The organism is Anabaenopsis sp. NIES-4685 (genome assembly GCF_059725405.1).
This window is the reverse complement of sequence record NZ_AP043602.1, coordinates 2,471,142-2,494,202: the sequence shown is the minus strand read 5'-3', so window position 1 is coordinate 2,494,202 and position 23,061 is coordinate 2,471,142. Positions and strand designations below refer to the sequence as shown.

General features: G+C 42.4%; 18 protein-coding genes and 3 pseudogenes. 7 read left to right on the top strand and 14 right to left on the bottom strand.

What is annotated here, in order from left to right:
- Window positions 1–15: 15 nt before the first annotated feature.
- A pseudogene (locus tag AC6IZ0_RS10660) lies at window positions 16–532 on the top strand (DUF456 domain-containing protein).
- A 5-nt stretch (window positions 533–537) separates the two neighbouring features.
- Here the strand turns inward: AC6IZ0_RS10660 and nblB are convergent.
- From nblB to dpsA, 7 genes are all read right to left on the bottom strand, one after another.
- The gene (nblB, locus tag AC6IZ0_RS10655; protein ID WP_271731765.1) at window positions 538–1,209 is read right to left on the bottom strand and encodes a phycobilisome degradation protein NblB; all 672 of its coding nucleotides are present in this window, start codon (window positions 1,207–1,209) and stop codon (window positions 538–540) included.
- Window positions 1,210–1,254: 45 nt separating this feature from the next.
- Entirely contained in the window at window positions 1,255–1,713 is a 459-nt protein-coding gene (locus tag AC6IZ0_RS10650) for a CBS domain-containing protein (RefSeq protein ID WP_497722885.1), read from the bottom strand.
- A gap of 120 nt (window positions 1,714–1,833) precedes the next feature.
- Window positions 1,834–2,256, bottom strand: a complete 423-nt coding sequence (gene mutT, locus AC6IZ0_RS10645; protein ID WP_271731763.1) for an 8-oxo-dGTP diphosphatase MutT — start codon at window positions 2,254–2,256, stop codon at window positions 1,834–1,836.
- 165 nt (window positions 2,257–2,421) lie between these two features.
- Window positions 2,422–2,769, bottom strand: a complete 348-nt coding sequence (locus tag AC6IZ0_RS10640; RefSeq protein ID WP_271731762.1) for a DUF760 domain-containing protein — start codon at window positions 2,767–2,769, stop codon at window positions 2,422–2,424.
- A 227-nt stretch (window positions 2,770–2,996) separates the two neighbouring features.
- On the bottom strand, window positions 2,997–3,953 hold the full coding sequence (locus AC6IZ0_RS10635) for an RNA polymerase sigma factor, RpoD/SigA family (protein ID WP_271731761.1): 957 nt from the start codon (window positions 3,951–3,953) through the stop codon (window positions 2,997–2,999).
- A gap of 732 nt (window positions 3,954–4,685) precedes the next feature.
- On the bottom strand, window positions 4,686–7,961 hold the full coding sequence (gene carB, locus AC6IZ0_RS10630) for a carbamoyl-phosphate synthase large subunit (protein WP_497722883.1): 3,276 nt from the start codon (window positions 7,959–7,961) through the stop codon (window positions 4,686–4,688).
- Window positions 7,962–8,672: 711 nt separating this feature from the next.
- Window positions 8,673–9,227: a DNA starvation/stress protection protein DpsA gene (gene dpsA / locus AC6IZ0_RS10625; protein ID WP_497722881.1), complete on the bottom strand. Its 555-nt coding sequence runs from the start codon at window positions 9,225–9,227 to the stop codon at window positions 8,673–8,675.
- Between the two features lie 617 nt (window positions 9,228–9,844).
- Between dpsA and AC6IZ0_RS10620 the strand changes: the two genes are divergently transcribed.
- The gene (locus AC6IZ0_RS10620) at window positions 9,845–10,108 is read left to right on the top strand and encodes an Asr1405/Asl0597 family protein (protein ID WP_497722879.1); all 264 of its coding nucleotides are present in this window, start codon (window positions 9,845–9,847) and stop codon (window positions 10,106–10,108) included.
- 56 nt (window positions 10,109–10,164) lie between these two features.
- Window positions 10,165–10,821 (top strand): (2Fe-2S) ferredoxin domain-containing protein, encoded by a 657-nt coding sequence (locus tag AC6IZ0_RS10615; RefSeq protein ID WP_497722878.1) that lies wholly within the window; start codon window positions 10,165–10,167, stop codon window positions 10,819–10,821.
- Between the two features lie 177 nt (window positions 10,822–10,998).
- On the opposite strand, the gene AC6IZ0_RS10610 is transcribed toward AC6IZ0_RS10615, so the two are convergent.
- A complete protein-coding gene (locus tag AC6IZ0_RS10610; RefSeq protein ID WP_497722876.1) occupies window positions 10,999–12,123 on the bottom strand; it encodes a Rid family detoxifying hydrolase in 1,125 nt (374 codons plus the stop codon).
- 76 nt (window positions 12,124–12,199) lie between these two features.
- Window positions 12,200–12,638, bottom strand: a pseudogene (locus AC6IZ0_RS10605) (NUDIX domain-containing protein).
- Window positions 12,639–12,682: 44 nt separating this feature from the next.
- On the opposite strand from AC6IZ0_RS10605, the gene malQ reads away from it, so the two are divergent.
- Complete coding sequence (gene malQ, locus AC6IZ0_RS10600) at window positions 12,683–14,191, top strand: 4-alpha-glucanotransferase (protein WP_497722875.1); 1,509 nt, start codon at window positions 12,683–12,685, stop codon at window positions 14,189–14,191.
- Between the two features lie 22 nt (window positions 14,192–14,213).
- Here malQ and AC6IZ0_RS10595 read toward each other — a convergent pair whose 3' ends face one another.
- The gene (locus tag AC6IZ0_RS10595) at window positions 14,214–15,020 is read right to left on the bottom strand and encodes a helix-turn-helix domain-containing protein (protein WP_271731752.1); all 807 of its coding nucleotides are present in this window, start codon (window positions 15,018–15,020) and stop codon (window positions 14,214–14,216) included.
- Between the two features lie 26 nt (window positions 15,021–15,046).
- The gene (locus tag AC6IZ0_RS10590; protein ID WP_271731751.1) at window positions 15,047–15,811 is read right to left on the bottom strand and encodes a pseudouridine synthase; all 765 of its coding nucleotides are present in this window, start codon (window positions 15,809–15,811) and stop codon (window positions 15,047–15,049) included.
- Between the two features lie 141 nt (window positions 15,812–15,952).
- On the opposite strand from AC6IZ0_RS10590, the gene AC6IZ0_RS10585 reads away from it, so the two are divergent.
- Window positions 15,953–16,666 (top strand): LmeA family phospholipid-binding protein, encoded by a 714-nt coding sequence (locus AC6IZ0_RS10585; protein WP_497722872.1) that lies wholly within the window; start codon window positions 15,953–15,955, stop codon window positions 16,664–16,666.
- Between the two features lie 61 nt (window positions 16,667–16,727).
- Here AC6IZ0_RS10585 and AC6IZ0_RS10580 read toward each other — a convergent pair whose 3' ends face one another.
- Both AC6IZ0_RS10580 and cbiT read right to left on the bottom strand, forming a co-directional pair.
- The gene (locus tag AC6IZ0_RS10580; RefSeq protein ID WP_497722871.1) at window positions 16,728–17,633 is read right to left on the bottom strand and encodes a phosphatidate cytidylyltransferase; all 906 of its coding nucleotides are present in this window, start codon (window positions 17,631–17,633) and stop codon (window positions 16,728–16,730) included.
- 84 nt (window positions 17,634–17,717) lie between these two features.
- Complete coding sequence (gene cbiT, locus AC6IZ0_RS10575; RefSeq protein ID WP_497722869.1) at window positions 17,718–18,320, bottom strand: precorrin-6Y C5,15-methyltransferase subunit CbiT; 603 nt, start codon at window positions 18,318–18,320, stop codon at window positions 17,718–17,720.
- A gap of 94 nt (window positions 18,321–18,414) precedes the next feature.
- Between cbiT and AC6IZ0_RS10570 the strand changes: the two genes are divergently transcribed.
- Complete coding sequence (locus tag AC6IZ0_RS10570) at window positions 18,415–19,803, top strand: serine/threonine protein kinase (RefSeq protein ID WP_497722867.1); 1,389 nt, start codon at window positions 18,415–18,417, stop codon at window positions 19,801–19,803.
- A gap of 314 nt (window positions 19,804–20,117) precedes the next feature.
- Complete coding sequence (tatA, locus tag AC6IZ0_RS10565; RefSeq protein WP_497722866.1) at window positions 20,118–20,282, top strand: twin-arginine translocase TatA/TatE family subunit; 165 nt, start codon at window positions 20,118–20,120, stop codon at window positions 20,280–20,282.
- A gap of 71 nt (window positions 20,283–20,353) precedes the next feature.
- On the opposite strand, the pseudogene cphA reads toward tatA, so the two are convergent.
- Window positions 20,354–23,055, bottom strand: a pseudogene (cphA, locus tag AC6IZ0_RS10560) (cyanophycin synthetase).
- Window positions 23,056–23,061: the final 6 nt, after the last annotated feature.

Sequence of the window (23,061 nt, the reverse complement as noted above, 5' to 3'; positions counted from 1 at the left end):
GAGATTTAAAACTTTATGCTTACTTATTGGCTACTAATTACCCTCATGGTAGTGGGGGTAATTGGTTCGGTGGTTCCCGGTATACCCGGAAGCAGTTTAATTCTAACTTCTATGATTATTTGGGGTATACTGGGTAGTTCCTTTGCAGCCATCAAAATCCCACTGATTGTCACAATTGTAGTTTTAATTCTCAGCATCGCCGTAGATTTTCTAGCTGAGTTACTTAGGAGCAAAAAAAGCCGGTGCTAGTAAGTGGGGACAAATCGGCGCTATCCTAGGATTGATATTAGGCTTTTTTGGCTTACTACCAACCTTACCCTTCGGCGGACCTCTGTTAGGAATTTTATTAGGTCCGCTACTAGGCGCAATTATTGCTGAGTTTATTTACCGACGCGAACTATGGCCAGCAGTTAAGGCTGGTGTAGGCATTATAGTGGGTTCGGTAATTGGAAACTTAATTCAAGGAGTTTTAGCGATCGCCGCAGTTGTAGTTTTTATAGTCACAACTTGGCCTCAAGTATATGGAAGTTGAGAGAATCAAGCCAAATTTAAAGATTTTTTAGCTTCATTAGCTACCGCTTCCACTTCGTCATCAGTAAGAGTTTCTAAAAGCAAGTGAGCATCAGTACCACCTAAACGACTCAAAGCTTGAACAACCCTATAACGGATTTGCCAGTCGGAGCTAGTAATAAAGGGAGCTAAAAGGGGAACTGCTTCCATATCTCCCAACTCACCCAACGAACTAATCGCAGCTGTTTGGACTAATTCATTTTTTGATGATAGTGCTTCTTTGAGTAGTTCAAAGCCCCGTGGATCACCCAACTCTCCCAATGTCGCAATAACACTAAACTGCACCAGCCATTCAGGGCTTGTATTGTAAAGTTGCTGTAAATCTTCAAAAGCATCTTCGAGTTTTAACGCCCCCAAACAATCAGCCGCAGCAGCTTGTACATCAGGTTCAGGGTCATTGAGCATACCGCGCAATACATCCAAAGACAACTCTAAATTTTGCCTTCCCAGAGTATCCATCTGACTTACTGCTGAGTATCTTACTCGCGAATTACGGTCACCCATAGCAACTTGAATCAGTTCAAAAGCCGTTGCTGGTTCCAGTTCACGAACTTGATTAACACCACGCAATCGATCGCCCAGATTTTCCGAACTCAGCAACTGCCGGACAGACTCAGAAGTAATATTAGTAATATTCATTTATTTGTCCTAAATTTTGTAAATTTTTTTAAAAAGCCTTGAATATTAACTACTTGCCATAGCCCGAACAATATCACCACGGGTAAGGATACCAACCACCTGACTCTCGCCGTCAATCACTGGTAGGCGGTGAACATTCCGTTCATGCATCAATTGTGCTGCTGCTTTGACAGTTTTATCCGGTGAAATACTTACAGCATTGGGACTCATTACCTCCCCAACAGTTTGTCCCAATACCTTGTGTAGTTCCCTTTCATAAGTAGCGGGGTTTTGTAAATAGATGACGCTGTCTAGAAACATGATGTAAGCCGGAGGAGTCACACCAGTTTCTTGCCACATCAAGTCTGTTTCTGAAATAATACCCACCAGCTTACCAGCGTTATCCACCACTGGTAAACCACTAATGCGGTTTTCTGCCATAATTTGAATGGCCTCCTGAAGTGGAGTTTCCTTTCCCACAACAATTGGGTCACAGGTCATAACATCACTAACGGTCTTAGGCATTTGCTTACTGATACCCATGCAGTTAATGAAATATTATATCATCCCCCCGGCAACAGGATCACTACTTAGATAATGCAACAGGCTCCAGTACACCAAAAAGTCTTTTATTCAAAAATAATATCAATTTCTAACTTCCCGCCTTAACGCTGCGATAATTTGACTATTAGCCTCGGGAAAGGTAAATTTTTCCAGATCATCCAAATCCACCCAGCAAATTTCATCGCACCCTATGGTTTGAGGAATACCCATAATTAGACGACAATGATACACCATCAGAGTAACCCGCAAATGAGTATAAGTATGATCAATAGTAATTAAATGCTCTCCCACTGCGATTTCTATGGCTAGTTCTTCTTTAATTTCTCGTTTAATACATTCTTCGATGGTTTCACCAGGCTCAATTTTGCCTCCGGGAAACTCCCATAAACCACCCATCACACCTTGGGGAAGACGACGATCAATTAAAATTTGCTGATGCTGGTTCCAAATTACCGCCACACCGATAATTTTGTGAGGTTGGCAAGAAGAACTAGTTGTACTCATATATTATCGGGGGGTGGAGACTCCGCTAAAGTAAAAAAGTTAAGGGGATTCTTGGTGAGTCCGTCCTCCCCGGAGACTAAATGCCCTGCACGCACACCCATTGCCTTAAGGCGTTTGATGTAAGATTTAGGTAACAGTATTGACTTTTTTAGGGAAAATTAGAAATCATGAGTCAACTGCGTGATGATTCTCTTCGGTTCCTTGTAAAACAGTTTCAAAATGCATTCTCTGTTCAGCGTTCCGGAGAAAATAACCGCTAATCATTGCCGAAGCCAGTAGCTGACCAAGACTTTCCCGACTGGTGGTGATTGTAATGTCGAAGTGTTCTGAAGGTAGGTTGCCTAATAATCCAATGATATTACGCTCCATTACCTGAATAACTTCAGAGGAAGTTGGCTTTGATAGTTGGGTAACTGTGTCCGGAGTCAGAGATTTAACGTATTGCCACAGTAAGTTAGTAGTTTCTGAATCACCGTTAAAAAATTCTGAGACCTTCTTGGATTGGTTACTCATCTTGTACCTCCTGTACTCACACTACTAACTGTAGTGTGGTGTTTGCAACTTGAATAATAATTTAGTTATTTGAACAGCCGATAAACTGTTCCTATCAATCTAATTTAACAGTCTAAGTCCATGCTTAAAGTCGATGTAACCGTACCTCCAGTAGCGTACTTTCTCATCTTAACCTAAACTCTGCTCACAAGTATTCCTGAGAAAGACGCGATCACTCGCGTCTGTACTCAACTTGCTAAATATTCGTTCATGTTAGCTTTAGATTTACGAAGTTTACTTAAGGCTTCTCGTTCGATTTGCCGGACTCGTTCACGACTAATCTGGAGAAGATCACCTATTTTCGCTAAAGTTAGAGCCTGTCCATCTAGTAAGCCAAAGCGCAATTTAATTACCTCCTTTTGTTGCGGGGTAAGTTCATCCATGAGGCGCTCTAAGTCAGAAGATAGAGAAGACTGCATGACAAACTCTTCTGGAGAAGCTCCGGGATCTTCTAACATTTCCCCCAGTTCGGTGTCGTAGTTATCACCCAACCGCAAATCTAAAGATAAAGGTAACCGCGCCTTTTCCAGATACTCCCGTACCTGTTTGGGTGTTAAATCTAACTCTAGAGCCAGTTCAGCAGCTGACGGTGCGCGTCCCAGTTGTTGCGATAATTGCCGTTGTGCCTTTTTGATTTTATTGAGTTTTTCAGTAATGTGAATTGGTAATCGGATAGTCCGAGCCTTTTCAGCGATCGCCCTGGTGATGGCTTGACGTATCCACCAATAAGCATAGGTAGAAAATCTGTACCCCTTGGTGGGGTCAAACTTTTCTACACCCCGCTGCATCCCAATACTACCTTCTTGAATCAAATCTAATAGATCAACGTTACGCTTAATGTACTTTTTGGCAACTGATACTACCAGACGCAAATTGGCTTCTACCATCTTGCGTTTAGCGATTTCACCCTGGGCGATCGCATCTTCCAACTCTGTTACTTCTAGATTTGCAGCTTTCGCCCACTCTTCTAGACTAGGTTGACGACCCTTCTGGTTAACCAGAGAATCCCTGACATCGTGCAAAATACGAGAAAATTGCACCTGTTTACCGTAGAAAATTTCCTCCTCGTGGGTTAAGAGTGGCACACGGCCAATCTCACGCAGGTAAGTCCGCACGAGGTCTGTGGCTGTCTGAGCGGTCTTCATGGCGCTACTCTTTGGTAATTAATGATGGATGTAACGGTAGGGTAATTAACTGATCTTTGTTGTTGTGGGATATAACCCACTGAGAATAATAACTGTTGCTCAGGTTACTACTTTATACATTCCGATGTGATCATCGGCTACTTTGTTCCCTGGCTTAGGGCTTGGCGGCTAGACTCTATAATTTATGTCTCATTTTCCACATCTGTCTTAGGTTAGATAAAACTTAATAAATCAAACATTTCTTGTATCTATATTAAAAACTGTAACATTTATGATAAAAGATGCCAATACCTGTAGACGCTGATTTTTGTGACATTTGCTAATGGATATCATTATCTTTAGCAATGGTTAGAAACACTACCAGTGGACATAATTGGCGAAATCCACAGGTTTAATCACCATAAGTGTTCTATTTTGCCCTTTTCCTCCTGTTTTAATCTATGCGTCTTGCCAGAGCCACAATTTATAGAGTTCGATCACATTTGTATCCTCTTGATTACGAATGACATTAACCCCGCACCATAGCTGTGCTAAGAGCGTATCCAGACTTATCCCATTACGAAATACTAATCGTATTCGCTCATATTTCTTAACATATCTCAATATAAATAATAATTATGGTTCTATAATAATTACTTAATTTTTCCTGTAAATACTGCTGAGTGGACATTACCCAAAAAAGCAAAGTGGTCAACTTTGCCTGACCACTTTGTTCGTATAAGCCCGAAATTCTCAGGTGCTAGCCCCTAATTCACCCACCTTGCAGTAATCTTGGATCACCTTGACATCTAAAGTAGTATTTTGCAGCGAACGAATAGCTGCCACAGTAGCTCTAGCGCCAGCAATAGTAGTCACAATGGGGATTTTGTAGGCTAAGGCTGTACGCCGGATTAACCTAGCATCAGTTTGGGCTTCTTCCCCAGAAGGTGTATTAATAATCAATTGAATTTTCTGATTTTTAATTGCATCCAGCACGTGGGGACGACCTTCATGGAGTTTCAGGACTAACTCAACATCTAGCCCGTGTTCCTGGAGGACACGGCGTGTACCTAATGTAGCCATGACCGTAAAGCCCAATTGCATCAGTTCCTTCACCACATTCGCCGCGTCAGATTTATCGCGATCGCTCATGGAGACAAACACAGTACCCTTAAGGGGTAAAAACTCGCCAGCAGCTAATTCTCCCTTAGCAAAAGCCCGCCCAAAGTCGGTGTCAATCCCCATTACCTCACCAGTCGAGCGCATTTCTGGACCTAATATAGTGTCAGTTCCCGGAAATTTATTAAACGGTAATACTGCTTCCTTCACAGCGATATGAGATGGAATCACTTCCTGAGTTAAGTTGAGTTCTGCTAAAGTTTTCCCCGACATAATTAAAGATGCCAGTTTTGCTAAAGGTACACCCGTAGCTTTAGATACAAATGGCACAGTACGCGAAGCCCGGGGGTTAGCCTCTAGAATATAAACTTGGGGAGAATACCCTTGCGCGCCCACAACAGCAAACTGAATATTCATCAATCCCACGACAGACAATGCTTGAGCTAATTGCACCGTCCAAGTGCGGATTTGTTGCAGAACTGCTGGAGACAGGGAAATGGATGGTAGAGAACAGGCAGAATCCCCTGAGTGAATACCCGCCTGCTCAATGTGTTCCATAATGCCACCAATCACCACATTCCCCGTGTGGTCAGCGATGGCATCCACATCGACTTCAATGGCATTTTCGAGAAACTTATCAATTAAAATAGGATGATCTGGTTCTACCTGAACGGCAAAGGTCATGTAACGTTCTAATTCTGTATCAGAATAGACAATTTCCATGGCTCGTCCTCCCAAGACGTAACTAGGGCGCACTACCACTGGATAACCAATGCGTTGAGCGACAATCAGCGCATCTTCGTAACTGCGAGCAATACCATTAGGGGGTTGAGAAATATTCAACTGATTAAGAATCTTCTCGAAACGTTCTCGATCTTCCGCCATGTCAATGGAATCCGGCGATGTTCCCCAAATTTTCGTGGGGAGATCGGTGTTCTGGTTAAGAAATTCCTGTAAAGGAACCGCCAATTTTAGGGGTGTTTGTCCCCCAAACTGAATAATTATACCTACGGGATTTTCAGCTTCGATAATGTTGATCACATCTTCTTTGGTTAACGGCTCAAAGTACAGGCGATCGCTCGTGTCATAATCTGTAGAAACCGTTTCAGGATTAGAATTAACCATAATTGTCTCAAATCCCGCTTTCTTCAAAGCATAGGCCGCGTGACAACAACAATAGTCAAACTCAATTCCCTGGCCGATGCGGTTAGGACCACCGCCCAAAATCATCACTTTCGGCTTAGTGGTGGGTAAAACCTCGGTTTCTGCTTCGTAGGTAGAGTAATAGTAAGGAGTGAAAGCTTCAAACTCAGCCGCACAGGTATCTACAGTTTTATAAACCGGAATTACTCCCAATTGTTTACGGTAATTGCGGACTTCATCCTCACTCGTCTTAGTCGCAAAGGCAATCTGGCGATCGCTAAAGCCATCCCGTTTAATTGCATATAACTGCTCTTTTGTCAACTGGTGTAAAGGTGTGCGCTTCAGGAACTTTTCCACATCCAGCAGTTGCTGCATTTTATCCAAGAACCACGGATCAATGGCCGTAAGTTCGTAGATTTCCTCGCTACTTAACCCCAATTGTAAAGCATGGCGCACCGCAAAAATGCGATCGGGATGAGGGGTTCGCAATTGAGCGCGAATTTGTTCACCACTAGGCAACTTTTCCGATTGGTCACAACCCCAGCCAGCCCGTCCAGTTTCTAGAGAACGGAAAGCCTTTTGGAAAGACTCATTAAATGTCCGCCCAATCGCCATGGCTTCACCCACTGACTTCATTTGAGTTGTCAGCACAGGGTCAGAACCAGGAAACTTTTCAAAAGCGAAGCGGGGAATTTTAGTAACTACATAGTCAATAGTCGGTTCAAAGGATGCGGGGGTTTGCTTAGTGATATCATTTTTAATTTCATCCAGGGTGTATCCCACAGCTAGCTTGGCCGCAATTTTGGCAATGGGGAACCCCGTAGCTTTGGAAGCTAGGGCGGAACTGCGGGAAACACGAGGGTTCATTTCAATTACCACCACATCACCAGTCACGGGATTAACCGCAAATTGGATATTAGAGCCGCCGGTTTCTACGCCAATCTCCCGGATAATTTTAATTGCCATATCCCGGAGCCTCTGATATTCCTTATCAGTCAGCGTTTGGGCAGGGGCAACAGTAATGGAATCACCCGTGTGAATCCCCATCGGGTCTAGGTTTTCAATCGAACAGATAATCACTACATTATCTGCCAAATCCCGCATGACTTCCAACTCGTATTCTTTCCAACCGAGTAGGGATTGGTCTATGAGAATTTGCGACACTGGGCTAGCATCTATACCTACCTGTGCCATTTCTTCAAATTCTTCTTGATTGTAGGCAATACCGCCACCAGTCCCCCCCATTGTAAAGGCAGGACGTATAATTAGGGGATAACTGCCAATGCGATCGGCGATTTCTTTGGCCGCTGATAAAGATGAAGCCGTACCACTAGGACAAACAGCCACCCCGATTTTTTCCATAGCTTCATTAAACAGTTTGCGGTCTTCCGCTTTCTCGATGGCTGGTAATTTAGCGCCGATTAGTTCAACGTTATACTTATCCAATGCGCCATTTTTCGCTAGGGCTACGGCAAGATTGAGTGCTGTTTGTCCTCCCATGGTAGGTAGGAGGGCATCAGGGCGTTCTTTGGCGATAACCTTTTCGACCATATCCGGTGTTAGTGGCTCAATATAGGTGCGATCCGCTGTTTCTGGATCAGTCATAATTGTTGCCGGGTTAGAATTAACTAAGACTACTTCATAGCCTTCTTCTCGCAGTGCTTTACAGGCTTGAGTACCGGAGTAGTCGAATTCACAGGTTTCACCGATGACGATAGGACCAGAGCCTAACAGTAGTATTTTCCGGATGTCTTGACGGCGGGGCATAGTTGTTGCGTTGGAGTAAGAGAATACAAATCCTGATTATTTTAAAGGTCTTTCGCCTTTGTCAGATTATTTATTATTAAGTTTTCCAGGTTGGATAGCGCATAGGGACTGGGGGGCGCTTACCTAATACGCCAGCCATTGTATCAAGGAAACTACTATAGCCTACCTTTTTGTGGATGTACTGTCCTTGTGCAGTATGGCTGATTACAAAATATATGAATCCTCCATAAGTTCCACTGCTTTTCCCACCATCAAGCAATTTTTGAGGTAAAGGTCTAATTTTCTTCCCATGTCCCGTCACATTTTTATTAAGATATGTAAGTTTTCTAGTAATAGAATAAATTATCAATAACAGAAATTGGACTATTAGTAAATATCTTCAATTGCAACTAATACTTTTTAGAATATATCTGAGAACTTTATCTAATTTGAGTGATTGTAAATCATATCTACTACGACAAAAGCCACGAACCCGGGCTTAAAAGCCTTGGTATAGTAGCGAATTATTTTCGCCAAAAACTTTTCATATATCCTCCAAGTTTCATGGTCAGTTTATGTTCTAACTAGCTTGAACATTATTGCTATACATTAAAAAAGCAGGTGTTTCAACCCTTGGGAGTTAAAACACCTGGCTTTTGTATATCTTCTTAATGTTTAAGTCTGTCAACTACTATCTGAGAGCAGACTTGACGCGAATCCAATTATCAAACTCTAATTTTCAGCAGTTTGGACAAATCCTAAAGTTAAGCTATCTTTACCCAGGAAATGAGCTAAATGGTAAGCCCTTTCCTCAGTTTTTAACAGAATTTGTTCATAGAGATAGCGGGTACCACGGTCGCCTAAACTCTCTGCCTGAGAAGCTTGACGACGAATAACCTTAATAATGGCTTGTTCTGCTGCTAAATCATTTTCTATCATTTGGCGGCAAGAATATACACCGTCGGGTTCTGGCTCAAAACAGGTAAGTTCCGCTAACTTACTAAAACTAGCCGCTGGTACACCACCCAGCCCGTTTAGGCGCTCGCCAATTTCATGGACATGACCTTGTACTTGTTCGTAGTTGTCGCTAAAGAACTCATGCAGTGAGTAAAATTCTGAACCTTCTACTACAAAATGATGCTTTTGATATTGTAAATATAGTGCTTGGAAGCTAGCTAATACAACGTTGAAACCTTCTGTTACCGGAGCAGTAACACTATGATCTAGCAGTACAGGATTGTCATAAACCTGACCAAAATTTTGTACTAAAGTTTGTGTATCAGACATTGTTCTCCTCGCTTTTTCACAGTTATGGCTTTTAACTGCTTATCTTTTATATATTAACATTTTTAGAAGAAATCAACAGCGATTAATAACAAAAAAATTAGATTTTTATTTCTGTAAATATGGTTTTTTATGAGAACTGGAATGATGCCAGGGATCTCATCACAGTTATGATTAATCAACTAATAACAGTATCTAGCAATTATTTTCTAAACATAACCAATCTCATCCCTTCTAACTTTCAGGTTTTTCATCAGCAAAGGAGATAATCTTTACCTTTCCACCTGCCAAACAACCCAGGTAATTAGGGGAATTAGTAAAATTTTAACCTTCTAGGGGATTAAGTTTAACAATTTCAGTCATTTTCCCACTCAAACATGGGAGATTTTCAGTCATTGGTCGCAATGAGTCACAACTCAATCGCCTATTCCTCCCACACTCACCACTACCCACTTCCTAATTCATAACCGGAAAGTATGAGAAATTTGTGATCTTTTTTTTGATTCTATTGAGAAATCTTTTCATTTAAGGTATGCTGATATTAAAGAGGCATTATTCCCCAAGATTTTTCAGTTCAGGGGCTTAAAGCACTAATGGGTTGCAAGTTGAGGGCTAGTCTGTTGAAACGGTTACGTTCACAAATCGAGAAAAATTTTATTGTAGGCGTAGAGGTGGACTGGGCAGACCGATGGCAAGTGTATAAACGCTTACAGGAGTTAGATATCCCCTGTTCCTGTGAGACTAACCAACCATTGAGGGTTGAGACTAACACCCCTTTAGCAATGGTTCAACTCTGGTCTGTAATACAGCAGTTAACAGCATCTCGGCAGGATTTGATTTGGAGTCTGGAATGCTGCTGGAAAAGTCGTTACCGAAATTTCTGAAGTTTTGACACACAACACCTATTTAGGCTGAGTTAGTTAAGGAGAGATTAAGCAAAATGAGTGCATCTTACAGTAGAGAAATATCGGAATTTCGCCTAGAAGGAAAATTCATAGATTTTGTCATTAAAGATGGCTACAACCTCAAGGGCTTGTTATTACACACTGCTGAGGGTGAATGCTATGTTAAACTTGCTAAACATTTACGCGCGGCTTTTGACTTGCGTTTAGCGCCTGGTAGTTGGCTGCAAGTTGTTGGTTCTCAAAAGCATGATATAAAAAAAGATAAAGTTATATTGAAGGCGGAGCGTGTGATGGCAGTACGTTCTCATATCGAGACGGTTGCAACGGTTACCTCAGTCATAGAACCCCCAGCCATCAAAAACACGCAGGAAAAAATAAGTAAAAATAAAGACACTATTTTGGTGTGTCACAAGTCTGATTGTATGAAGCGTGGCGGTAAAGCAGTTTGTCAAGCGTTGGAGGCTGCTTTAAGTCATCGTGGGTTGGAAGATCAAGTGAGTATTAAAGGTACTGGCTGTATGAAAAAATGCAAGGCTGGACCTAATATAGTGATGCCAGACAAAACCCGTTATAGTCGTATTCCATATACACAAGTTCCGGCAATTATGGATAAGCATTTTGCTCATTGCAAGAAGCAACAGCAGTCACATAATTGCCCACAGGGGGTCATACATCATCGGGAAATTGGTTGAAACCGCTGGTAAGGTTGTGATCCTTCCATGAAACATTCTTTGTCTTGCCTGTTGTTTGGCAATGGGTATTGGCAATTATTATTAATAATAATTTTCGGCTGAAGTTGAAGGCGAGCGCCCTAGCATTGACTGTACAATCTAGGCGAGCGCCTAATATTTTCCTGTGGCAAAAATAGGCTAAACAACCGCAATACAATCGATTTCTACCAAAACATTCTTTGGTAGACGAGAAACCTGGACACAAGCACGGGCTGGGGCTGTAGCTTCAGGAAAATATTGAGCATAAACCGCATTGACTACGGCAAAATCATTCATATCAGCTAAAAATACTGTAGTTTTGACCACACTTTCAAATGTGGCACCAGAGGCTGTCAGAATAGCTTCTAGATTAGCCATAACTTGCTCAGTTTGCTTTTTAACATCATCTGTGTAGATGACATCACCCAGTCGGGGGTCAATGGCAATTTGTCCAGCCACAAAGATCATTTGACCGTTAGCGGCGATGGCTTGATTATAAGGTCCCACCGGAGCCGGTGCTTTATCAGTACGAATTACTTGACGATTCATAGATATCATGTTTTCTAATAATGTTTCCCCTGTGCCAATTTCTCCCTCACAGGTGTTTGGCTGTCGGTAAACTTCCCCATCTGGCATTATCGCACCAGTCAGGTCAGCATTTTCAAAGCTAGCACCATAAATATTGGCTCCGGTTAAAATCGCCCCCTGCAAGTTTGCACCATCGAAATTTGCTAGCATTAAATTTGCATCTGTCAGACAGACTCTTTCCAAATTAGCCCCTTGCAAACAGGCCCCCTTGAGGTTTGCTTGTTCTAGAGAAGCCCCAACTAAATTCGCCTGAGCTAAATTCACCCCTGACAAATTAGATTTATCTAACCGGACTCCCCGAAGTTGGGCTTTGTGCAGATTGCAGTTTTCCCATAATGCTTTCATCAGATTAGTATGCATTAGGTTAGCTTGGGTGAAATTTGCGCCAGAAAGATTCGCCTCTTCCAAATTTGCAAAACTTAAATCAACACCAGTCAGGTCAGCCCAACTTAAATTAAGCCGATAGCCCCTAATTTGAGTCAAATTTGTAGATTTTAAAGCAGCCCTAGACAGATTTGCTTCCCAGAGATTAGCTTTTTTTAATTTAGCTTCACTTAAATCTACTCCACTTAAATCTGTTTTGTGTAAATCTATATCATTTAACTGTGCCCCTCTCAAGTCTACACCGCTAAAATTGGCGTTTTGAAATTGCCGTTCTCCTGCGGCATATCGCTCTAACAATTCCTCAACATTCATAATGCACCCTCAAGTACTACCAACACATTATAGAGTAATAATTTATTCATTTTATTCTATGTACATCTGTGGTTAATTAATCAAAACCCAACTGGGGACGTAGCCCATAATGGCGATAATGCCAATAATCCCGGAGAATGCGATCATGGTCAAAACATAAATTACTCGGTACACGCCAAGACTCAAAAATGCCTATATTTTTGGCATCATCACCCGCCATTGGTTCCCCCGTGGACGTTGCTAAAAACACAATGCTGATGGTATGTTGGCGTTGATCGCGGCTAGGATCAGAATATACCAAGAATTGTGTAATTAACTCGACTTTCAAACCCGTTTCTTCCTCAGCTTCCCGTCGCAGCCGCCACCTCTACAGGTTCACCATAATCAACAAAACCACCGGGAATAGCCCAACCAAAAGGTAAATTCTGTCGCTCAATTAATACTATTGGTCGATGTGGACGGTCTACCAATTCAATAATGATGTCAACGGTGGGTGCGGGGTTTCTGTAAGTCATGATAGATTTGATGGGATAACTTCTTGTTATATTTGAACTTAAATATGCCTTTTCCTAGATCCAGTGGTATTTTATTGCATCCTACATCCTTCCCCAGCCGATTTGGTATTGGAGATTTAGGCTTAGAAGCCTATAAATTTATTGATTTCCTCAGAGAGAGTTACCAGCAATATTGGCAAGTTTTACCTTTAGGACCAACGGGATACGGTAATTCTCCTTATGCTGCATATTCAGCCATGGCGGGAAACCCTATGCTCATCAGTCCAGAACAGCTGCAAGAGCAAGGTTTACTAACTGAAGAGGACTTTGCTAATTTACCAGTATTTAACGACTCTCAGATAGACTATGAGGGAGTCAAGTCTCTCAAGACTGCTTTGCTACAAAAAGCTTGTAATCATTTTCAAGTTAAGGCTACACCTTTACAACAAAAGGAATTTGCTGGTTTTTGTGACAGCAAAGCCTATTGGTTAGATGATTACGCCTTATTTATGGCGCTCAAAGACACTCATAATAATACCAGTTGGCATACTTGGGAGGCGGAACTGGTCAAGCGTGAACCAGCAGCAATAGATAAAGCTAGGGAAAAATTAAAATCGGAAATCTTCTATTATAAGTTTCTCCAATTTGAATTTTTCCGCCAATGGTCTGAACTTAAATCTTATGCCAATATGAGCGGCATTTACATTATTGGCGATATTCCCATTTATGTAGCCCAAGATAGTGCTGATGTGTGGGCTCACCCCGAGATATTTTGTCTTGATGAAGAAACGAGAGAACCGGCTTTAATGGCGGGAGTTCCACCGGATTACTTTAGTGAAACTGGTCAATTATGGGGTAATCCTGTTTATAACTGGGAAGAATTAAAAAAACAAGATTTTAAATGGTGGGTGGGTCGCTTTGAAGCGATGCTCGATTATATAGATGTGATTCGCATTGACCATTTCCGCGGATTTGAAGCCTACTGGGCTGTGGAAAGGGGAGAAGAGACAGCCATGAATGGAGAGTGGTTGAAAGCTCCAGGAGATGACTTATTTGATGCGATTAAAGCGAAACTAGGTACACTACCAGTTTTAGCGGAAGATTTGGGGGTAATTACCCCAGAAGTAGAAGCATTACGGGACAAGTATGAATTTCCTGGGATGAAAGTTTTGCAGTTTGCTTTTGGTTCTGATCCCGGTAATCCTTTTTTACCTTTTAACCATACACGTAATGCTGTAGTTTATACGGGTACTCACGATAATGACACAACTGTAGGCTGGTTTAATCAAGCTAACGATTGGGAAAAGCGCAATTTATTACTTTATTTAGGTTGTATTAGTCCAGAAGGTGTCCACTGGGATGTAATTCGACTGGCTTTGAGTTCCATCGCTAATCAAGCAATTATTCCTTTGCAGGATATCTTAGGTTTAGCAAGCGAGGCGCGAATGAACTTTCCTAGCACTGCTGAGGGTAACTGGGGTTGGCGTTACCAGTCCTCATTGTTAACAAGAGAACTAGGAGAGCGTCTGAAAAATCTGACTCAACTTTATGGACGCGCACCCCAGGAGAAGTGAGGAATAAACAGCTGTTTATTCCTCAGGACTTTGGTCTAGCAGCAATCTTGATTTCTCTCTCTTTCCCCGGTTCTCCCATTTGTTTAGCTTCTTGCTGATTGACACTGATTAATACGCTACCCGCATTATTGGTTTTCACCGTTAGTTGCTGTTGGGCTTTCCAACTGCGCTGACTTCCTTCTGGGAGAACGCCTTCAAACTCAATTTTGCCATCAGCTATAATACGAATCCATGATGATGCTTTTAATGTCACACCAATATGCAGTGAGTCACTGTTATTGATGCGATTCAATCTACCGCTAACACTTTGGAACTGGTTTGATGCTTGGGAATTTACTTGATTGTGCTGTGGTTTTAACACAGTTTCTTGTTTTGGCTGTTGATTGCTATCGCTCAGAGTAGTATTATTTAGCAGGCGAGATAAGCTACTTACAGAGCATACAATGACAAGTATGTAAAGTAAGTAAAGATGAACAGGACGTAGTAGACCACTTAAATGAACTTTCCCAGTAGGTGCTAAACTCACGGGTGGAAAACCCAGAGGAAAAGTATTGGACAATTCTACTCCATTTAAGCCTAATGCTTCGGCAAATTGTCTGATTAAAGCTCTAATATAAACTGGTTCTGGCAGATCATCTAATTTACCTTGTTCAATGGAATCTAAGAGTTTCTGGGGAATTTTGGTTAAAATTACTATGTCTTCTTGTGATAAACTTCTTTCTTGACGGACAGCCAACAGGTAAGCTCCCAGTTCTGCCAATTTTTCCGATTGTTGTTGTTTTAATGAAACTCTAATTTCGGGTTTATCTTTACTTTTGAGCCACTTCATGCTTTCGTTCCATTCCTGATCTCATCTCAATCTTTAACGGGTAGATGCTTAATTTGTTTTTGCAAAAAGCGAACTTCAGCATCATTAAGTGAACGATATTTACCCTCATGTAATAAGGGCAAATTTGGCCTTTTTAATTGAATCGGACCTATGGCAGTACGATGTAGCTTAATTACTGGATATCCCAACTGTTCAGCTACACGGCGAATCTGTCGGTTTCTCCCCTCTTTTAAAACTATTTCTAAATGGCTATTTTTGGCAATAGTTCCTATAAAATTTACTGTAGCAGGAAGTGTTTTTTTTCCCCCCAAGACAACCCCTTCACGCCACATTTCTAGCACCGCTTCCGGGGGATGTCCCTTTACTAGTACCCGATAAGTCTTAGGAATCCTGTGACGTGGATGGGTGAGTCCAAATGTGAGATTTCCATCATTTGTCAGGATTAATGCTCCTGTTGATTGTGCATCTAAACGACCAACTGGGTGCAAACCTGAACCCTGGCGTAACTCGGGTGCGAGTAAATCCAAAACTGTTTTTCTTCCTTGGGGGTCGTCACAAGTAGAAACTACTCCCGCAGGTTTGTGTAGTAATAAATATATCAAGGGTGGACGCCGTTGGGCAGAAACTGGCTGACCATCTACGGCAATTTTATCTTTTTCTGGATCAAGTTTTTGACCTAAATGTGCTGTGACACCATTGATCCGCACTCGCGATCGCCGAATCATTTCTTCAGCTTCACGACGTGAGGCAATCCCCCACTGAGCTAGAATCTTTTGTACCCGTTCCTCCATAATGAAATTACTGTGTATAGTCTTTTCGATTTAAATAATCATATGATTTAAATTTTGTGCAGAATAGAGATAAATGTTACATTTAAGGCTAATTTCGCCTCAGTTAGTTATTGAGCGAGTACCCATCAACCTAGTTGTTCAATGTCCGAGAAAAATTCCCTAAGCAAAAATCCACCTAAAATCCGGATCATCACACATACACTGACAACAGCCCTCAAACTGTGGTTAAAATCACAGGTCAGCCAAGTATCGCAGTTAGATGTAGAAATTAAAGCGAGCGATCGCCAAATTCTCTCTGGTTGTGTTCCTTGGGTATCTATTTTTGCGACTAATGCAGTGTATCAAGGTATTCATCTCACACAAATTCAACTGTTAGCAGAAAATATTCAGGTAAACATCGCCTCAATACTCAAGGGACAGGCACTAAGACTATTAAAAATAGTACCAGTTTCTGTTCAATTAATGGTAGACGAGAAAGACCTGAATAGTTCTCTCTCATCTGAATTATTCTCTACTGGTTTAAATGATCTATTGTTGAAAATATTACCAGAAATTGGTTTGAGAGCCAAGCCAATTTCTTGGCAAAGAATAATACTTGATAATAATAAAATTCTCCTCAAGTGCATTATATCATATGCAAGTGAAGCCACGCATCTGGAAATTAATTTCAATTGCTCCTTAATTGGCGGTCATGAGTTGAAGCTAGACAATATCCAAGTCATGCAAAACGAAGCATCTCTGTTAAAGGATGAGCACAGTTACAATCTGAATCTTGGCTCAGATGTCGATATTCAAGAAATCAGTGTGATCCCTGGTCAGATGATTTGCCAAGGAATGATTAAGATTAATCCTTGAGGAGAGATGAAACCTGGATCCGGGGTAAATGGTTTAGCCTACAGTCCCCATTCTCCACAGGTCAGAGATTTGCAATCAATGGTAATAAAAGCGTCACAAAATAGTAAACCAACGGGGCTGTAAAAATATAACTATCAGTGCGGTCTAAAATACCACCATGACCGGGGATCAACTGGCCTGAATCCTTCACGCCAGCGTCACGCTTGAGCATAGACTCAGTGAGGTCACCTAACAGACTAGCAATACCAATCAGTAAACCCAATCCTACACCAGTGAAGAGGAATTTTGGCAAGTGCAGATAATAGGCTCCTACCAAGGCTACGGCGACGCTGGCTATAATTCCAAATACCGCCCCTTCAACGGTTTTTTTAGGACTGATATCAGACAAACGGGTTTTGCCGAAGAATTTGCCAATCACATACGCACCAATGTCAGCAGCCCAAATACAAAAGAAAGTCAACACTGTTAAAGTTAAGCCTGGTGATAAGGATGCCAAACTTTCTTCCTGGAACTTACCAATGTTAGACCAGTAACCACTGATAGCTTGCGTGGCGTAGCCATAGGAGATATTGCCGTAGGCTAAACTATCAAGATTGCGCAATCTTACCCAGTAACTTGATAAGTAGCCAACATAAAATAGTCCCATAATCGAGGCGGAAATATCGGCGATTGTAGCCATTTTTGGTTGAAACAATAAATAAAAACAAATTAATGTCCCTGCTATTGGCATCACAGCATCAGCCAAACTTTCATTAAAGTTACAAATCACTAGTAAAGCTAGGCTGACAAACATGGTAGTTTTAGCAGCGGGCAAAATACCTCTAGCTCGCACCAAATTAAAATATTCTTCTTGACCTAAAAGAACCACCACCGCAATGGCGATAGTAAAGTACCAACCACCCAAAAGGGTAGCCCCCAGAGCCAGGGCGATCGCCACAATTCCACTAATAATCCGAGACCAAGGCATAGAAATCAGTATGAAGTATAAAGGATGAAGTCTGAGGTATGAAGTGTCATTTATCCTTGATACCCCAGTTTTCATCCCCCTAAACTAGTCTAGTTTCTCACCACTCAGGATAAAAATGGGATCAACAGCCACAAAGGTTTGAGAAAATCCCCGCGTCTCCAGGCGGTTGACAGCAGACTGGACAACTTCAACATTTCGAGCTAGTAACAGGGAGAAGCTTTGGGAAATAGCATATAGTCCTTCTAGATTAGCAGCTGTGGCCACAACCCTACCTGATGGGGGCAAATAATGCCATACGGCTGGTAAAATATCCTCTATGGGTTTTCCACCCTCAATACAAACGCGATCAGGGACTAACTTGATCTCCTGCAAACAGTCTGGGGCGCTACCTTCAATTATTTGCACATTCTTGACTTCAAAGCGATCGCAGTTGCGCTTAATTAAGTTAGCTACATCTTCATCCCGTTCTACTGCTATAATGTGTCCATTAGGACATAGTAGTCCAGCTTCTACAGGAATTGTCCCTGTTCCCGCGCCAATATCCCATAATACTGAATCAGATTTGAGCCGCAGTTGGGAAATTAATAATAGTCTGAGTTCTCGCTGACTGAAGGGAATACCCGGTAAATGCTCAAATAATTCATCGGGAATACCAGGAGTAGTATAAGGCCAAAGTTGGGAAGGCATAGAAAAACACAATTATACTAAATGTATCAGCTTGCCCAATTTGACAAGCCATAAGCCAAAAAAGCTTGAAAACTTAGCGTTATTAGCAATCATAATGATCAGCGAAGTCTTAGGCGATCGCTACGAAGTCCAGCAGCTATTAGGAAAGAAATCAGGGCGACGGACGTTCTTAACCAGGGATAAAACCACAGGGGAGTTAGTAGTCGTCAAGTTACTTTCTTTTAGCAGTGACTTTGAATGGGATGATCTCAAGCTATTTGAGCGCGAAGCCAAAATTTTAAAATCTTTGTCCCATCCCGCTATCCCCAGTTATCTAGACTATTTTGAAGTAAATTTACCCAAGCTTAAAGGATTTGCTCTAGTACAGAGCTATATTTCAGGTCAAACTTTAGAACAATACATCAAAGTTGGACGGACTTTTACAGAATCTGAAATCAAACAGGTAGCCACAGAGCTTTTAGAAATTCTCATCTACCTACATGGGATGCATCCACCTGTGATTCACCGTGATATTAAGCCTAGCAATATTTTATTGGGTGAGCGCTCCGCTCATCATGTCGGTCAAGTTTACCTAGTAGATTTCGGTTCTGTGCAAAATGTACAAGGTACAGAAGCCGGGACTAGAACTGTAGTCGGAACATATGGCTATATGCCTCCAGAGCAATTTGGGGGGCGTACTGTTCCAACTTCTGACCTTTATAGTTTAGGCGCAACATTAATTTATTTGGTCAGTGGTAATCATCCAGCCGATTTACCCCAAAAAGATTTTCGCATTCAGTTTGAACAAGTAACTCACCTGAGTCCAGGGTTGATTCGCTGGTTAAGGTGGATGACTGAACCAACCCTAGAACGGCGACCAAGTTCGGCTTTAGAAGCCCTGAAAGCTTTGAATGAGTCCCAGTTGAAAAGCCCCCTCCCTTTAAATATGGTTAAACCTGTGGGGAGTCAAATTCAACTTTCCCAGAATTGGGATCATCTAGAAATTCTCATCCCGGGTGGTTGGCGGTTTTCAGGGTTATTCAGTGGTTTATTTGGATTTGGTGTTTTATTTGGTATGTTTTTGTTCTTTGTTGGCTTCGTGGCGACAATTGGGGGGCTATTTAACATCAATTTTCTCGGTGTCTTAGGGGGATTGATTATGTGTAGTTGCGGTTATTCCATATTGCATGTCTGTGGATCTGTAAGTACCCGCCTGCGTTTCGATGAGCAGCAAATGACCTGTACTCATGAATTATTCCGCTTTAAATGGCATGGTTTCCCCCCAGCGCCTCGGGAAAGTATTACTAAGATTGCTTGTATTCCTCAATACGTCGAAGATGCTATGGGTGATATTCTCCACCCAGCAAAGTTAGAAATTTGGGTGGGAGTGAGAAAATACCCTCTGAGTGTTAATGATGTTGCTATTATTCAATCTGAAGCGGAACTGGAATGGCTAGCTCATGAATTAAGTGATTGGTTAAATATCCCCATGGAGAAAGCATAGACTCACCAAACCAAAAACAATTTAAAATTCAGCCCAATTGTAAGTTGAAAAATAGTTGTCTTGAGCCTCTAGGTTGTCTTGCTTTCCCAGCACTGTTAAAGGTTGGTTTGTAGGCCCTGTCTTTAAACCTGGTGAGTCTCAAATTCAAAGTAAAACTGAGAAAAGATTCTAAAATTTTTACTGCCTTGGTCTCACCTGGGAGATACTCTAAAAGAAACCCAAATATTGCTCATCTATTTAGATAAACTTGGCACTAGAGAATTTTATGATCTAAAGTTCTGTCTTTAATTATACTTGAATAAAGGATAACCGTAATGTTTGGACTAGGATGGCCGGAAGTAGTCATAATTGCCATTGTAGCTATCGTAATTTTTGGACCTAAAAAAATTCCTGAATTGGGAAATGCATTGGGTAAAACCTTACGGGGGTTCAAGGAAGAATTGAACTCTCAGGATGATGACGCCCAGGGTGATAGGTAAGGATGGGTAGCCATAGGAGAACAGCAATATTTAGAAGTAGAGACGCCATAGATTCGTCTCTACAACCCCAACTAAGGTAAAGTCTTGATCACAGAAGACGTCATCCCATTTTGAGTATCTACGATTGTGGTGGAGGTATTTTGTGGCTGTACCTCCTCTGTTACTAAACCCCGCAGCTTGATTAACTTGATGGCTCGACTCACACTTTCTGGTAAAATTACTACTAGACTGTTATCGGGAGCCATATCTAAGGCTTGATTAATTGCCGTAGTTTCATCCAAAACTGACTCATAACGACAATTTGGATTAACTTGCGTAATACCGTTAGTAATCAAATCCGCCGCTGACCCACGTAATCGCCCCCTGGTGTCATCATCTTCTTTGACAATAATATAGTCAAAAATTTCTGCCGACAATTTCCCCAAAGTGACAAAATCTTCATCACGTCGATCGCCTGGACCACCCACAACGCCAATGCGCTCTCCCGTAGTCCAATTTCGCACAAAAGAACCCAAAGCCTCATAACTGGCGGGATTGTGAGCGTAATCTACCAAAGCATGATACTTACCCAAATTAAATAAATTCATTCTTCCGGGGGTTTGACTCACCGAGGCCCGGAAAGTCTTCAACCCGGCGCGAATCTGTTCTATGGTCACATCCTGGACAAAAGCCGCCAAACTAGCCGCCAAAGCATTAGCAATCATAAAACCGGCTCGTCCGCCCATGGTCAAGGGAATATTTTCGGCTCTTTCTATGCGGTGTGTCCAATCGCCCTTAACAATAGACAGATAGCCATTTTCATAAACTGCCGCGACACCCCCCTGCTGTACATGCTGACGCACCAACTCAGCATCAGGATTCATAGTAAAATACGCAACATTAGCTTTAGTTTTCTGCGCCATAGCTGCTACCCGATGGTCATCGGCATTTAGCACAGCGTAACCGTCAGTAAATACGGCTTCTGCTACCACACTCTTTAAATTAGCCAACTGCTCAATGGTATCTATATCACCTATACCCAAATGGTCAGCAGATACATTCAATACTACACCGACATTAGCCATATCAAAACCTAGACCAGAGCGTAGGATCCCACCGCGAGCAGTTTCCAGCACTGCCACATCCACAGTGGGATCTTCCAAAATCACATGGGCGCTTTGCGTCGAGTATTATCTCCTGACTCTACTAAGTATTCACCGATGTATGTTCCATCTGTAGTCGTATATCCTACTACTTTACCTGTCTGCTTATAAATATGTGCCAACAGTCGAGTAGTGGTAGTTTTACCATTGGTGCCTGTGACACTCAAAATGGGAATCCGGCCTGACTGTTCATGGGGAAACAGCATATCCATCACCGCTCCAGCAACATTCCGGGGTATACCTTGACTGGGAGCTACATGCATCCGGAATCCTGGCGCTGCATTCACCTCCACAATTACCCCATCTACCTCGCGCAAAGGACGGCTAATATCTGTAGTGACAATATCTAAGCCGGCTATATCCAAACCAATAATTTTCACCACCCTTTGAGCCAACCAGACATTTTCCGGGTGGATTTCATCCGTGCGGTCTATAGCACTTCCCCCAGTACTCAAATTAGCTGTTGCCCGTAAATAACAAATTGTCCCTTTAGGTGGTACACTCTTAAGGGTTAAGCCTTGCCTTTCTAATAATTGGTAGCTGCTACGGTCTAATTCAATCTTGGTGAGTATATTATCATGCCCCTCACCACGATTAGGGTCTTGGTTGGTTTCCTCGATCAGTTGAGCAATGGTAGACCGACCATCGCCGACAACATGAGCCGGAACCCGTTCCGCTACGGCTACCACTTTGCCATTTACAACCAGCACCCGATGGTCTCGCCCGGCGTAATAGCGCTCAACAATAATAGAGCGAGAAATTAATCGGGCTGCTTCATAAGCCGCTTCGGCTTCATCCCACTCTCTAATATCAATGGTAATTCCACGCCCGTGGTTACCATCAGATGGTTTGATGACAATAGGATAGCCACCCACATATTCAATGGCTTCTTCCAAATCATCAAAAAAGTTGATCACTGTACCTTTGGGTACTGGGGCTCCAGATGCTGCCAGAATGCGTTTGGTAGCTTCCTTATCGCAAGCTAATTCGACTCCCAAAATTCCGGTATTACCAGTCATAGTTGCTTGCATCCGCTTCTGATTCACGCCGTAACCCAATTGAATCAAAAACCGGACACTCAACTGTGTCCAGGGAATACCTCTTCTTTCAGCTTCTTTGACAATTGCTTCAGTCGAAGGACCTAAAGAGGATTCACGCCATAAATCTTGTAGGTCTAAAATATCTTGATCGAGTTCTGCTTTTGGATAACGACCTCTATCAACGATACTTTGGCAAAGCCGCACAGCTGCTCTCGCCGAGTAGCGTCCTGCTTCCTCATTCAGATACTCGATCACCACCTGGAAAATCCCAGGTGTGGCAGTTTCGCGGGTGCGCCCAAAGCCGACATGCATTCCGGCTAATTCCTGCAGTTCTAAGGCTACGTGTTCCACGATGTGGCCCATCATAGTGCCTTCCTTAACCCGCATCAGAAAACCGCCGCGACAGCCAGGGGAGCAGTAATGACCTTCCAGACTTGGCAGAGCCTCTACTAATCCTTCGTAAAAGCCAGGGATTTGATTCGAGGGCGTCTCGGCAAGGTTCTCTAAATCGAGTCGCATAACGATTAGCTTGTGGCGTCGAATGCTCCAGTAATTTGGGCCACGTAAGGTCTGGATCTTGAGGATTCTCATGGGAAT